We start from the raw sequence: 12,741 nt of genomic DNA on the forward strand, positions 1-12,741 counted from the left end.
TACGCCATGACCTTGCAGTACCCTACGATCGCCGATTGCGTCGGCAATACGCCTCTGGTTCGCCTGCAGCGCATCGCTGGCGACACAAGCAATACCCTCCTGCTCAAGCTTGAAGGCAACAACCCGGCAGGTTCGGTCAAGGACCGGCCAGCGTTGTCGATGATTACCCGTGCCGAGCTGCGTGGGCAGATCAAGCCGGGTGACACCCTGATCGAAGCAACTTCGGGTAATACCGGGATTGCCCTGGCCATGGCGGCAGCGATCAAGGGTTACAAGATGATTCTGATCATGCCGGACAACTCCAGCGCCGAGCGCAAGGCGGCCATGACCGCCTACGGCGCCGAGTTGATTCTGGTGAGCAAGGAAGAGGGCATGGAAGGTGCCCGCGATTTGGCCGGGCGACTGGAGGCTGAAGGCCGTGGCCAGGTGCTCGACCAGTTCGGCAATGGTGATAACCCTGAAGCCCACTACGTCAGTACCGGTCCGGAAATCTGGCGTCAGACCCAGGGCACCATTACCCATTTCATCAGCTCCATGGGTACCACCGGCACCATCATGGGCTGCTCGCGCTACCTCAAGGAGCAGAACCCGGCAATACAGATCGTCGGTTTGCAGCCGATGGAAGGCTCGGCGATCCCTGGCATTCGCCGCTGGCCGCATGAGTACCTGCCGAAGATCTTCGAGGCTGAGCGGGTTGATCGTGTGGTCGATATGTCCCAGGCCGAGGCCGAGGAGACCACTCGCCGCCTGGCCCGTGAAGAAGGTATTTTTTGTGGCGTGTCCTCCGGCGGTGCCGTGGCAGCCATGTTGCGCCTGTCTCGCGAGGTAGAGAACGCGGTCATGGTGGCGATCATTTGCGACCGTGGCGACCGTTACCTGTCGACCGGCATTTTTGACGCTGGTAACTGATGTCCAAGAACAAACGTAATAGCGGCCTGCGCTTTCAGCCGGCCGGCGGCAACCGTACGCCACAGGTTCCTGTTGGCAAAAAGCAGCGCCTGACACTCGAGCGTTTGTCCGGCGATGGCCGTGGCATTGCCTTTGTTGAAGGGCGTACCTGGTTTGTCAGCGGTGCGCTGGCAGGCGAAGAGGTCGAAGCACGGGTGCTTAGTGCCCACGGCAAGGTGGTCGAGGCACGCCTGGAGCGCGTGTTCAGCGCCAGCCCACTGCGTCGTGCGGCGCCGTGCGCGCATTTTGCCCGTTGCGGCGGTTGCAACCTGCAGCACGTTCCTCATGCCGAGCAGTTGGCGCTCAAGCAGCGTCTGCTCGCCGAGCAGTTGCAGCGTGTAGCGGGTGTTGTGCCTGAGCACTGGGCCCCCCCATTGAGCGGGCCGGAGTTCGGCTACCGTCGCCGCGCACGTGTGGCGGTACGTTGGGATGCCCGTGCCAAGCACCTTGATGTCGGATTTCGCGCCGAGGCCAGTCAGGACATTGTCGCGATCGACGAGTGCCCGGTACTGGTCGAGGCCCTTCAGCCGATCATGCGGCAGTTGCCTGCGTTACTGCGTGGCTTGCGCAAGCCACAGGTGGTCGGCCATGTCGAGTTGTTCAGTGGCACGGCGCTGGCGTTATTGCTGCGTCACACCGGGCCTCTGGCTGAGGGTGATCTACAGTACCTGCAGGCTTTTTGTAGCGAGGCTGGCGTGCAGCTCTGGCTACAGGGTGACGGTAAGCCAACGGCGGTCGATCAGACTCAGGCCCTGGGTTTTGTTCTCGAACCGTGGAACCTGGAGTTGGCCTACAGGCCCGGCGATTTCGTTCAGGTCAATGCCCAGGTCAATACGGCGATGATCGAGCAAGCCCTTGCGTGGCTCGCCCCGCAGAATGATGAGCGTGTGCTTGATCTGTTCTGTGGTTTGGGCAACTTCGCCCTGCCGCTCGCCCAGCAAGCCCGTGAAGTCGTGGCGGTGGAAGGGGTACAGACCATGGTCGAGCGTGCCGAGGACAATGCCCGTAGTAATAATCTGCATAATGTTCGCTTTTTTCAGGCCGATTTATCCCTGCCTTTGGCAGGCGTGGAATGGGCCAGCGAGGGCTTTTCTGCGGTACTCTTGGATCCACCACGTGACGGTGCTTTTGAGGTGGTCAGCAAAATCTCCGACTTGGGGGCCAAGCGCCTGGTCTATGTTTCGTGTAACCCGGCCACTCTGGCGCGCGATACCCAAGCGTTGCTTCGGCAGGGTTACCGGTTAAAGTGTGCCGGGATTCTCGACATGTTTCCTCAGACGGCCCATGTCGAGGCCATGGCGTTATTCGAGGCGGGTTAGCGCAGCAAACCCGTTCGGCGGTTGTCCCTTGGATCCGGCAGGGGCAACGCCTGTGATTTCAAGCGCATCACGTATGCGCGGTAGGGAAAGGTAAACAAAGATGGTACAGGTGAGAGTGCACCAGCCGGTCAACACAGACGGTAGTATCAATCTCGAGGCATGGTTGGATCATGTGGTCAGCGTCGATACGGCGCTGGACCGGGAAGCCCTCAAGGCCGCCTGTGAGTTCACCCAGGAGGTCGAGAAAAAGGGCAACCCGGCCAAACATTCCTGGGCCGACGGTACGTCGAGTTTCCAGGCCGGGCTTGAGATCGCGGAAATTCTCGCCGATCTGAAGCTTGATCAGGACTCTTTGGTGGCAGCGGTCATCTATCGCTCCGTGCGCGAAGGCAAGGTGACCCTGGCCGAAGTGGGCCAGCGTTTTGGTCAGGTCGTGTCCAAACTGATCGATGGTGTGCTGCGCATGGCGGCCATCACTGACAGCCTCAATCCGCGTCATTCGCTGGTGCTGGGTTCCCAGGCGCAGGTAGAAAACCTGCGCAAGATGCTGGTGGCCATGGTCGACGATGTGCGTGTGGCCCTGATCAAGCTGGCTGAGCGGACGTGTGCGATCCGCGCAGTGAAGAGCGCCGACGACGAGAAGCGCCACCGGGTCGCCCGTGAAGTGTTCGATATCTATGCGCCGTTGGCTCATCGCCTCGGTATCGGGCATATCAAATGGGAGCTGGAAGACCTGTCCTTCCGCTATCTGGAGCCCGAGCAGTACAAGCAGATCGCCAAGTTGCTGCACGAGCGTCGGCTGGATCGCGAGCGTTTCATTGCCGATGTCATGAGTCAGCTACAGAACGAGCTGCTGGCCACCGGGGTCAAGGCCGACATCAGCGGTCGTGCCAAGCATATCTATTCGATCTGGCGCAAAATGCAGCGCAAAGGCCTGGAGTTCAGCCAGATCTACGACGTGCGGGCCGTGCGCGTGCTGGTACCAGAGATGCGCGACTGTTATACCGCGCTGGGTATCGTGCATACCCTTTGGCGGCACATTCCCAAGGAGTTCGACGACTACATCGCCAACCCGAAGGAGAATGGTTACCGCTCGCTGCATACTGCGGTTATCGGCCCAGAGGGCAAGGTGCTGGAGGTTCAGATCCGTACTCATGCCATGCATGAAGAGGCCGAACTCGGCGTCTGTGCGCACTGGCGCTACAAGGGCACGGATGTCAAATCCAGCTCCAACCACTATGAAGAGAAGATTTCCTGGCTGCGTCAGGTTCTCGAGTGGCATGAAGAGCTGGGCGATATTGGCGGGCTGGCTGAACAGTTGCGGGTCGATATCGAGCCGGATCGTGTCTACGTCTTTACCCCGGACGGGCACGCCATTGACCTGCCCAAGGGCGCGACCCCGCTCGACTTCGCTTACCGCGTGCATACCGAGATCGGTCACAACTGCCGTGGCGCCAAGATCAATGGGCGGATCGTACCGCTCAACTACAGCCTGCAGACTGGCGAGCAGGTCGAAATCATCACCAGCAAGCACGGAAATCCGAGCCGCGACTGGCTGAATACGAACCTGGGCTATGTCACCACTTCGCGGGCGCGGGCCAAGATCGTTCACTGGTTCAAATTGCAGGCCCGTGATCAGAACGTTGCCGCAGGCAAGACCTTGCTTGAGCGTGAACTCACGCGGCTGGGCCTGCCTCAGGTGGACTTCGAGCGCCTGGCGGAAAAAGCCAACGTCAAGACCGCCGAGGACATGTTTGCCTCATTGGGTGCGGGCGACCTGCGCCTGGCTCACCTGGTCAACGCAGCGCAGCAACTGGTAGAACCGGAGCGCGTTGAGCAACTGGAGTTCATCACCCGCAAGGCTACCGGTATCAAGCCGGGCAAGCGTGGCGATATCCAGATCCAGGGTGTGGGTAACCTGCTGACGCAGATGGCGGGTTGCTGCCAGCCGCTGCCGGGCGATGCCATCGTTGGCTACATCACCCAAGGCCGTGGTGTGACCATTCACCGCCAGGACTGCGCTTCGGCGTTGCAATTGGCTGGGCGTGAGCCGGAACGGATCATCCAGGTCAGCTGGGGACCGGTACCGGTGCAGACGTATCCGGTGGATATCGTTATCCGCGCCTACGACCGTCCGGGCTTGCTGCGTGATGTCTCCCAGGTGCTGCTCAACGAGAAGATCAACGTGCTTGCGGTCAACACCCGCTCGAACAAGGAAGACAACACCGCGCTGATGTCGCTGACTATCGAAATCCCTGGGCTTGATGCACTTGGGCGTTTGCTGGGGCGCATTTCGCAGTTGCCGAACATCATCGAGACTCGGCGTAATCGTACTTCCTGAGGTGCTTTCGCCCGTACTGCCGGTTTCCCCGGGAACCGCAGTGCGGGTGATGATGCCAGGCCCTCCGACACAGAGAACCCATGATGCACACCCTAGATGACCTGCTCCATCTCATGGCTCGCCTGCGTGATCCGCAGTACGGCTGCCCGTGGGATCTCAAGCAGACCTACGCGACCATCGTTCCCTACACCCTTGAGGAAGCCTACGAGGTGGCTGATGCTATCGAGCGCAGTGACTTCGAGCACCTGCAGGGCGAGTTGGGCGACCTGCTGTTTCAGGTGGTGTATTACAGCCAGTTGGCTCGGGAGGAGGGGCGTTTCGAGTTTGATGGTGTGGTCGACAGCATCACCCGCAAACTGATCCGTCGCCATCCCCATGTGTTTCCGACGGGCGAGTTGTATGCCCCGCTGGATACGCCGCGCCTCGATGAAGCGCAGGTCAAGCAGCGCTGGGAAGAAATCAAGGCTCAGGAGCGTGCCGAGAAGGCCGAGCCCGAGCAGTTGTCGCTGCTTGATGACGTGCCGGCTGCATTGCCGGCCTTGTCTCGGGCGGCCAAGCTGCAAAAACGTGCGGCTCAGGTCGGCTTTGACTGGCCTGATGCCCTGCCCGTGTTGGACAAGGTTCGTGAGGAGCTCGATGAGGTGCTCCAGGCCATGGCCGACAATGACCCGGCGGCATTGGCCGACGAGGTGGGCGACTTGTTGTTTGCCGCCGTCAATCTGGCGCGGCATGTGAAGGTCGATCCGGAAACTGCGCTGCGTAGCGCCAACGCCAAGTTTGAAAGACGCTTCCGTTTTATCGAACAGGCATTGCGCGATACGGGCCGTCCGATCGAAGATTGCACCCTCGAAGACTTGGACGCGCTCTGGGGCGAGGCCAAACGTCAGGAAAAGAACCTGTCCAGCTGCGGCTGAACTGTTGCATAAGTGAGTAAGCACCCATGAGTCTTTCCCTTCGTGACCAATTGCTCAAGGCCGGTCTGGTCAACCAGAAGCAGGTCAAGCAGGTCACCAAAGAGCAGAAGAAGCAAAAACGCCTGGAGCACAAAGGCCAGGTAGAGGTTGATGACACCCAGCAGCGTCTGGCCAAGGAAGCCATGGCCGAGAAGGCCAAGCGCGACCAGGAGCTGAACCGTCAGCAACAGGAAAAAGCCGAGCAGAAGGCCCGTACCGCTCAGGTCAAGCAACTGATTGAAGTGTCGCGCTTGCCCAAGCTGAATACCGAGGACTACTACAACTTCGTCGATGACAAGAAGGTCAAGCGCCTGTCGGTCAACGCCCTGATGCGTAGCAAGCTGAGCAGTGGCTCATTGGCTATCGTGCATCACGGTGGTGGATACGAAGTGATTCCACGTGAAGCCGCGTTGAAGATTCAGGAACGAGATCCCAAGCGTATCGTCCTGCTCAATACTCAGGTTGAGGAGCCGGATGCCGATGATCCGTATGCGGCCTATCAGATCCCTGATGACCTGATGTGGTAAAGCAACAAACCCCGCTTCGGCGGGGTTTGTCGTTACTGGCGCTGAAACTGAAAACCCCGCACAAGGCGGGGTTTTTGGGCATGCTGTCGGGCTTCAGTTGCCTTTGACAGGTTTTCCGTCGACCGTACCGTCCTGCAGTATGATCACGTATTCCTTGCCGTCGGTTTCAACCTGGCGCAGTTGCACCAACAGGTAGTCCCAGTCCTTGGCGAACCACAGCTCAGTGATGCGCTTGCTCTGGCTTGGGTCGCGTACGCGCTCGACCTTGATGGCGTCAACCTGGCCAGCCTTGGTCGAAACTTTCTCGGTGCCCAGGACGCGGAAGTCGTAGGTGTCGATTTCGTCGCCATCAACCACTTGGTAGCTGAGGCTTTTCTTGCCGGCCGCAACGTCATGTTGCAGGGCAAGTTGATACGAGGATTTATCCAGCACGCCCCGGTTGAGTGGCAGCTTCACGGCATCACCGCGGTCGGTGCCGGTGATCATGTTGCTCGACCAGTCGAAGTCCAGGTCAACTTTCTTCGCCTTGCCCAGGCCGCCACGTTCGAAGTGGTAGGTCTGAGGCAACAAGGTGTCCTTGTCCATGCGCAAGGTGCTTTGCTCGGTCAGGCTGGCGATCATCATCGCGGCCTTGAAGTTGAGGCTCCAGGTACCGTTGGCATTCTTGACCAGGCTGCGCTCGGCGGTGCCGCTCATGGGCAGCTGTTTCCAGTCGGCGGTATAGCTGGCCGAGTAGGGCTTCAGCTCGGCTGCCTGAAGCGGTAACGCAAGCACGGCGAGGGCGAAAAGCAGGGCACGACGCATAAAATCTCCTAGGGTCGAATCAAGTGGCCGCTGGCCGCCAGAGGCTGGCCATCCATTAATGCACCGGTTTCGCCCAAGCGTAAACGACCTTCGGCGAACCAGCGAACTGCCAGCGGGTAAATCTGATGTTCCTGGCTGTGAACCCTTTGCGCCAGGCTTTCTGGCGTGTCGTCCAACTCTACCGGTATTACTGCTTGTACGACCAGTGGTCCGCCGTCGAGTTCCTCGGTGACGAAGTGGACACTGCAGCCATGCTCGCGATCGCCCGCTTCCAGCGCGCGCTGATGGGTGTGCAGGCCCTTGTACTTGGGCAGTAGGGAAGGGTGGATGTTCAGCAGCCGGCCCTGGTAGTGACGGACGAATCCGGCACTGAGAATACGCATGAAACCGGCCAGTACGACCAGTTGCGGTGAGTAGCTGTCGATCAGCTCGACCAGTGCCGCATCGAACGCCTCGCGGCCATCGAAGGCCTTGTGGTCGAGTACGGCAGTGTCGATGCCTGCATCGCGGGCGCGTTGCAGGCCGTAGGCATCGGCGCGGTTGGAAATCACCGCGCGGATGCGCACCGGGTTGCCCTCGGTGCGGGTGCTGTGGATCAGCGCTTGCAGGTTGCTGCCGGAACCCGACAGCAGTACCACTACATCACAGAGCGTGCTCGGCATTAGTGCGCCTTGAGGTTCTTCAGCTCGACCTGGGCAGCACCTTCGGCAGCGGTGGCGATCTGGCCGATCACCCATGGCTGCTCGCCGGCTTCGCGCAGCACGTTCAGTGCCTTCTGGACATCGTCCTGAGCCACGCAGATGACCATGCCAACGCCGCAGTTCAGCACGCGGTGCATTTCGGTTTCATTGACGTTGCCTTGCTCTTGCAGCCAGTTGAACACCGCTGGACGTTCCCAGCTGGCGACGTCGACTACCGCCTGGGCGCCTTTTGGCAGCACGCGCGGGATGTTGTCGAGCAGGCCACCACCGGTGATGTGGGCCATGGCCTTGACTGCGCCAGTTTCCTTGATCAGCTTGAGCAGCGGCTTGACGTAGATGCGCGTTGGGGCCATCAGCAGGTCGGTCAGCGGTTTGCCTTCGAGCTGGATGTTCTCGATGTCTGCGCCAGCGACTTCGATGATCTTGCGGATCAGCGAGTAACCGTTGGAGTGCGGGCCGGACGATGGCAGTGCGATCAGGGCGTCGCCGCTGGCAACACGGGAGCCATCGATGATATCGGCTTTCTCGACCACGCCGACGCAGAAACCTGCCAGGTCGTAGTCTTCGCCTTCGTACATGCCCGGCATTTCGGCGGTTTCACCACCGACCAGCGAGCAGCCAGCCAGTTCGCAACCGGCGCCGATACCGGTGACCACTTGGGCTGCGGTGTCGACGTTGAGCTTGCCGGTGGCATAGTAGTCAAGGAAGAACAGTGGCTCGGCGCCGCAGACCACCAGGTCGTTTACGCACATGGCGACCAGGTCGATGCCGATGCTGTCGTGCTTGTTCAGGTTCAGCGCCAGACGCAGCTTGGTGCCGACACCGTCGGTACCCGAGACCAGAACCGGCTGTTTGTAGCCGGCCGGGATTTCGCAGAGGGCGCCAAAACCGCCCAGGCCGCCCATGACTTCCGGGCGCGCCGTGCGCTTGGCCACGCCTTTGATGCGTTCGACCAATGCTTCACCGGCGTCGATGTCTACACCGGCGTCCTTGTAGCTCAGGGAGGGTTGCTTGCTCATGATCCAGGCCTTTAGGGGGAGGGATTCGGGGGAATCGACCGTGACCTGCCAGGCAAAGCGGAGGTTGTCCTGCTGCCTGACCGTCGCCGGTCTGCGAAGGCGCGCGATTTTATCAGGGTTACCGGGTAGCGGCCATCCTCAGGCCGACGGGTAGAGCCTCAAACGATAGAAAAATGATGATTAACCACCTGTGACTGGTTGCCGCGCCATGTGCTGTATAAGGTATAGCCATGGTGTAGTGATGAAAATCACCGCGACGATTGAATGTTTTATCGGGGCCAGCGGTCTGAACCCGGGCGCGTTCAAGCGGCGCTTCTATTTATATAGGGACGGGAACCTCACATGCGTTTGTGCTCATATCTGGTCGTCGGCTGTGTTGCGCTGTTTGGCCTGGCGGCTCAGGCTGAAACCCTCTCCGGTTTGTACCAGGTGCGTGAACCGGTCAGTGGCCAGGGCGCCGAGGCGCGTACCCAGGCCACCGAGCAGGCACTCAATACCCTCGTGCTGCGCCTGACCGGTGACAGCAAGGCTCTGCAGAATCCGGCTGTTGTGGCCTTGCGCAAAGACCCGCAACAGATCATCAGTCAGTTTGGCTACGAAGCCGGTCCGCCTGAAACCCTGTTGGTGGACTTCGATCCGGGCAGCACTGATCGGGCATTGCGTCAGGCGGGCCTGGCCCTGTGGGGTAACAACCGCCCCGCGATTCTCGGTTGGTGGTTGAACGACAGCCCTGACGGTTCAACCCTGGTTGGCGATGGTCAAGGCAGTGCCGTGACCTTGCGCCGTGCGGCCCAGCACCGAGGCTTGCCTCTGCGTTTGCCGCTGGGGGATCTCGGCGAGCAACTGGTCGCTACTGCGAAGAATCTGGAGGGCACAGACCCGGCGCCACTGCGAGACGCTTCCGAGCGTTACGGTGCCGACGCATTGTTGGCGGTGCATGCCACTGAAACCGACGGTAAATGGCAGGGCACCTGGCGCCTGTGGCAGGGCGAGCAGCGTGAGCAGGGCAAGGTCGAAGGTGCGGACCCTGCGGCCTTGGCCGATGCGGTCATGCTGGCCGTGAGCAGTCGTTTGGCGTCGCAATTTGTTGCGCGCCCGGGGGCTGGCAGTGCAATGCAGTTGCAGGTGCAAGGCGCCAACCTGGAGCGTTACGCAGAGTTGGGACGGGTGCTGGAGCCATTCGGTGCACACTTGATCAGTGCCGAAAAGGACATCCTGACGTACACGGTTACGGGGAGCAGTGAGCAGCTTCGCGCCCAGTTGGGCCTGGCCAAGTTGCAGGAAATCCCTGCCAATACGCCGGGTGCGACAGCATCGGCCAGCGCTGAGCCTGCGGCTGTCGGTACACAAGCCGCTGCACCGCAGCCGTTCAATGGCCTGCGTTTTCGCTGGTAAAGGGAGTGACTGATGACGGACATGCGCCGTTGGGTGTGGTTGGGCATGGGGTTGCTCTGTGCGGCCCTGGTGTACTGGTTGCATGCCATTCTTACGCCGTTCCTGGTGGGGATCATGCTGGCTTACCTGGCCGACCCGCTGGTCGATCGCCTGGAGCGAGCAGGGTTGTCGCGCACCTGGGGTGTGGTGGTGGTTTTCAGTCTGTTCGGCTTGGTGATGCTGGCGCTGCTGCTGGTGTTGATTCCGATGTTGGCCAGGCAACTGGTACGCCTCTATGAGCTGACGCCGCAGATGCTGGATTGGCTGCAGCATGTGGCACTGCCCTGGGTGCAGGCGCGCCTGGGGCTGGCAGAAGGTTTCTGGCGTTTTGACAAGGTCAAGGCTGCGATCAGCGCGCATATGGGGCAAACCAGCGACATTGTTGGTGTGGTGTTGTCGCAGGCGACTGCGTCGGGTCTGGCCTTGCTCGGCTGGTTGGCCAACCTGGTGTTGATCCCCGTGGTCGGCTTCTACCTGCTGCGCGATTGGGACCTGATGATGGCCAGGCTGCGCAGCCTGTTGCCACGCCAGCGTGAAGCGCAAGCGGTGGTGCTGGCTGGCGAGTGTCACGATGTGCTGGGGGCGTTCGTTCGCGGCCAGTTGCTGGTCATGCTGGCGCTTGGGGTGATCTATGCGGCCGGGTTGATGCTGGTCGGACTGGAGCTGGGTCTGTTGATCGGTGTGCTGGCTGGGCTGGCGGCCATCGTGCCTTACATGGGGTTTATCATTGGTATCGGGGCGGCAATGGTCGCCGGGCTGTTCCAGTTTGGGGGTGAGTTGTATCCGTTACTGGGTATCGCCGCCGTATTCATGGTCGGTCAGATGCTCGAAGGCATGGTGCTGACGCCCTGGCTGGTAGGCGATCGTATTGGCCTGCATCCCGTGGCGGTGATTTTCGCCATTCTTGCCGGTGGTGAGTTGTTCGGCTTTACCGGCGTGTTACTGGCCTTGCCTGTTGCAGCGGTGATCATGGTGTTGTTGCGGCATGTCCATGACCTTTATAAAGAATCGGACATTTACGCAGGGCAGGTTGATCCTGATCTCTAGGCTGATAGCAGTTGGCTTGCACCGGCGTCAGGTGTCGAATGCAAGCCTTTGATTTTGCTTATGGTCTTCTGCGATTGTGCGAGTGGCCTCACGGGTATAAACTTTGCAGACTTTTCAAGAAAGGCCCTTTGCGGCTTCCCAAGCCGCCCAGCCAGCATGAAACCGATCCAGTTGCCCCTGGGTGTGCGTCTGCGTGATGACGCCACCTTCATCAACTACTATCCGGGTGCCAACGCCGCAGCATTGGGCTACGTCGAGCGACTCTGCGAAGCCGACGCCGGCTGGACCGAAAGCCTTATCTACCTGTGGGGCAAGCAGGGTGTGGGCCGTACTCACCTGCTGCAGGCCGCCTGCCTGCGTTTTGAGCAGATGGGAGAGCCAGCCGTCTACCTGCCACTGGCGCAATTGCTCGACCGTGGCGTCGAGCTGCTGGATAACCTCGAACAGTACGAACTTGTCTGCCTTGACGACTTGCAGGCCATTGCCGGCAAGCCAGAATGGGAAGAGGCAATGTTTCACCTGTTCAACCGCTTGCGTGACAGCGGCCGGCGGTTGTTGATTGCAGCGTCCAGTTCGCCTCGCGAGCTGCCAATCAAGCTGGCTGACCTCAAATCGCGCCTGACCATGGCGTTGATCTTCCAAATGCGCGCCTTGTCCGACGAAGACAAGCTGCGTGCCCTGCAATTACGTGCTTCGCGCCGTGGCCTGCACCTGACCGATGAGGTTGGGCACTTCATTCTTACCCGTGGTACTCGCAGCATGAGTGCGCTGTTCGATCTGCTCGAACGTCTTGATCAGGCGTCGCTGCAAGCGCAACGCAAGCTGACGATTCCTTTTTTGAAGGAAACCTTGGGCTGGTAACGGCGAGCTAGAGCCTCAGCACATAAAAGTCACATTTTTTTCGATTGAATTTGCAAATCGACCCGATAGAAGGCATAGTTTCCCCCTCATTGAACTCTAGACACGGTCGTGCCCATGCTAAATCGCTTCGCACCCCTCGTGCCCCTCGCACTTGTAACCCTGCTTTTTGGCTGCGCGGCGCATAGCCCTGTATCGCAGCAGCAGGCGCAGCAATCCATCGCTGCTCATCACGCGTTCACCAAATCTTCTGGCACCTCGTCGGTGTTTGACGAGGAGCTGGCAACTGAAGAAGAGTTGAGCGAGTTTGGCAGCAGCAAGCCTTACCAGCTGCCAGCACTGGCCGATAACATTCTTGAGCGCGGCATGTCCCTGATCGGTACCCGTTACCGTTTCGGCGGCACCACCGAGGCTTCGGGCTTCGACTGCAGCGGTTTCATCGGTTATCTGTTTCGTGAGGAAGCTGGCATGAACCTGCCACGTTCGACCCGCGAGATGATCAACGTCAAGGCGCCTCAGGTTGCGCGTAACAACCTGAAACCGGGCGATTTGCTGTTCTTCAGCACCAATGGTCGCGGCCGCGTCAGCCATGCCGGTATCTACCTGGGTGACGATCAGTTCATTCACTCCAGCAGCCGTCGTAGCGGTGGCGTGCGAATCGACAGCCTTGGCGATCGCTACTGGAGCAAAACCTTCATCGAAGCCAAGCGTGCGCTGGCAATGGCGGGTCCGACCACCATTTCGCGCAACTAAGCCTCGATCAGGTTTGACACGGCGACGTAGCCCCAGG

General features: G+C 60.1%; 12 protein-coding genes. 9 read left to right on the top strand and 3 right to left on the bottom strand.

Annotated features, from left to right (window positions below):
* The first annotated feature begins 6 nt into the window (after positions 1 to 6).
* From cysM to IE038_RS19740, 5 genes are all read left to right on the top strand, one after another.
* Positions 7 to 909, top strand: coding sequence for a cysteine synthase CysM (gene cysM / locus IE038_RS19720; RefSeq protein ID WP_163936303.1), 903 nt, complete (start codon positions 7 to 9; stop codon positions 907 to 909).
* The gene (gene rlmD / locus IE038_RS19725; protein WP_189396164.1) at positions 909 to 2,267 is read left to right on the top strand and encodes a 23S rRNA (uracil(1939)-C(5))-methyltransferase RlmD; all 1,359 of its coding nucleotides are present in this window, start codon (positions 909 to 911) and stop codon (positions 2,265 to 2,267) included. The genes cysM and rlmD overlap by 1 nt, the downstream gene beginning before the upstream one ends.
* Positions 2,268 to 2,367: 100 nt before the next feature.
* The gene (gene relA, locus IE038_RS19730) at positions 2,368 to 4,608 is read left to right on the top strand and encodes a GTP diphosphokinase (protein WP_163936300.1); all 2,241 of its coding nucleotides are present in this window, start codon (positions 2,368 to 2,370) and stop codon (positions 4,606 to 4,608) included.
* 83 nt (positions 4,609 to 4,691) lie between these two features.
* Positions 4,692 to 5,522, top strand: a complete 831-nt coding sequence (gene mazG, locus IE038_RS19735) for a nucleoside triphosphate pyrophosphohydrolase (protein WP_189396170.1) — start codon at positions 4,692 to 4,694, stop codon at positions 5,520 to 5,522.
* A gap of 26 nt (positions 5,523 to 5,548) precedes the next feature.
* The gene (locus IE038_RS19740) at positions 5,549 to 6,088 is read left to right on the top strand and encodes a DUF2058 domain-containing protein (RefSeq protein ID WP_163936297.1); all 540 of its coding nucleotides are present in this window, start codon (positions 5,549 to 5,551) and stop codon (positions 6,086 to 6,088) included.
* A gap of 93 nt (positions 6,089 to 6,181) precedes the next feature.
* On the opposite strand, the gene IE038_RS19745 is transcribed toward IE038_RS19740, so the two are convergent.
* From IE038_RS19745 to purM, 3 genes are read right to left on the bottom strand one after another with little or no spacing between them, the layout of a single operon-like run.
* Positions 6,182 to 6,892, bottom strand: coding sequence for a DUF3108 domain-containing protein (locus tag IE038_RS19745; protein WP_163936294.1), 711 nt, complete (start codon positions 6,890 to 6,892; stop codon positions 6,182 to 6,184).
* A gap of 8 nt (positions 6,893 to 6,900) precedes the next feature.
* Positions 6,901 to 7,554 (bottom strand): phosphoribosylglycinamide formyltransferase, encoded by a 654-nt coding sequence (purN, locus tag IE038_RS19750; protein ID WP_163936291.1) that lies wholly within the window; start codon positions 7,552 to 7,554, stop codon positions 6,901 to 6,903.
* Positions 7,554 to 8,612 carry a phosphoribosylformylglycinamidine cyclo-ligase gene (gene purM, locus IE038_RS19755; protein ID WP_163936287.1) on the bottom strand — a complete coding sequence of 353 codons (1,059 nt, stop codon included), beginning with the start codon at positions 8,610 to 8,612 and terminating at the stop codon, positions 7,554 to 7,556. The genes purN and purM overlap by 1 nt, the downstream gene beginning before the upstream one ends.
* 342 nt (positions 8,613 to 8,954) lie before the next feature.
* Between purM and IE038_RS19760 the strand changes: the two genes are divergently transcribed.
* The 4 genes from IE038_RS19760 (at position 8,955) to IE038_RS19775 (ending at position 12,704) form a co-directional block, all read left to right on the top strand.
* On the top strand, positions 8,955 to 10,007 hold the full coding sequence (locus tag IE038_RS19760; RefSeq protein ID WP_189396165.1) for a DUF2066 domain-containing protein: 1,053 nt from the start codon (positions 8,955 to 8,957) through the stop codon (positions 10,005 to 10,007).
* Positions 10,008 to 10,019: 12 nt separating this feature from the next.
* Entirely contained in the window at positions 10,020 to 11,093 is a 1,074-nt protein-coding gene (locus IE038_RS19765; protein WP_189396166.1) for an AI-2E family transporter, read from the top strand.
* A gap of 156 nt (positions 11,094 to 11,249) precedes the next feature.
* Complete coding sequence (gene hda, locus IE038_RS19770; RefSeq protein WP_163937954.1) at positions 11,250 to 11,954, top strand: DnaA regulatory inactivator Hda; 705 nt, start codon at positions 11,250 to 11,252, stop codon at positions 11,952 to 11,954.
* Positions 11,955 to 12,068: 114 nt separating this feature from the next.
* Entirely contained in the window at positions 12,069 to 12,704 is a 636-nt protein-coding gene (locus tag IE038_RS19775) for a C40 family peptidase (RefSeq protein ID WP_163937952.1), read from the top strand.
* Positions 12,705 to 12,741: the final 37 nt, after the last annotated feature.

It is taken from the genome of Pseudomonas laurentiana (genome assembly GCF_014648275.1).
Taxonomy (GTDB): Bacteria; Pseudomonadota; Gammaproteobacteria; order Pseudomonadales; family Pseudomonadaceae; genus Aquipseudomonas; species Aquipseudomonas laurentiana.

What these genes read in the sequence shown, in the direction of transcription:
- hda (WP_163937954.1), top strand. Translation starts at nt 11,250, where the DNA reads ATGAAACCGATCCAGTTGCCCCTGGGTGTGCGTCTGCGTGATGACGCC.
- cysM (WP_163936303.1), top strand. Translation starts at nt 7, where the DNA reads ATGACCTTGCAGTACCCTACGATCGCCGATTGCGTCGGCAATACGCCT.
- relA (WP_163936300.1), top strand. Translation starts at nt 2,368, where the DNA reads ATGGTACAGGTGAGAGTGCACCAGCCGGTCAACACAGACGGTAGTATC.
- rlmD (WP_189396164.1), top strand. Translation starts at nt 909, where the DNA reads ATGTCCAAGAACAAACGTAATAGCGGCCTGCGCTTTCAGCCGGCCGGC.
- mazG (WP_189396170.1), top strand. Translation starts at nt 4,692, where the DNA reads ATGCACACCCTAGATGACCTGCTCCATCTCATGGCTCGCCTGCGTGAT.
- IE038_RS19740 (WP_163936297.1), top strand. Translation starts at nt 5,549, where the DNA reads ATGAGTCTTTCCCTTCGTGACCAATTGCTCAAGGCCGGTCTGGTCAAC.
- IE038_RS19760 (WP_189396165.1), top strand. Translation starts at nt 8,955, where the DNA reads ATGCGTTTGTGCTCATATCTGGTCGTCGGCTGTGTTGCGCTGTTTGGC.
- IE038_RS19745 (WP_163936294.1), bottom strand. Translation starts at nt 6,892, where the DNA reads ATGCGTCGTGCCCTGCTTTTCGCCCTCGCCGTGCTTGCGTTACCGCTT.
- purN (WP_163936291.1), bottom strand. Translation starts at nt 7,554, where the DNA reads ATGCCGAGCACGCTCTGTGATGTAGTGGTACTGCTGTCGGGTTCCGGC.
- IE038_RS19775 (WP_163937952.1), top strand. Translation starts at nt 12,069, where the DNA reads ATGCTAAATCGCTTCGCACCCCTCGTGCCCCTCGCACTTGTAACCCTG.
- IE038_RS19765 (WP_189396166.1), top strand. Translation starts at nt 10,020, where the DNA reads ATGACGGACATGCGCCGTTGGGTGTGGTTGGGCATGGGGTTGCTCTGT.
- purM (WP_163936287.1), bottom strand. Translation starts at nt 8,612, where the DNA reads ATGAGCAAGCAACCCTCCCTGAGCTACAAGGACGCCGGTGTAGACATC.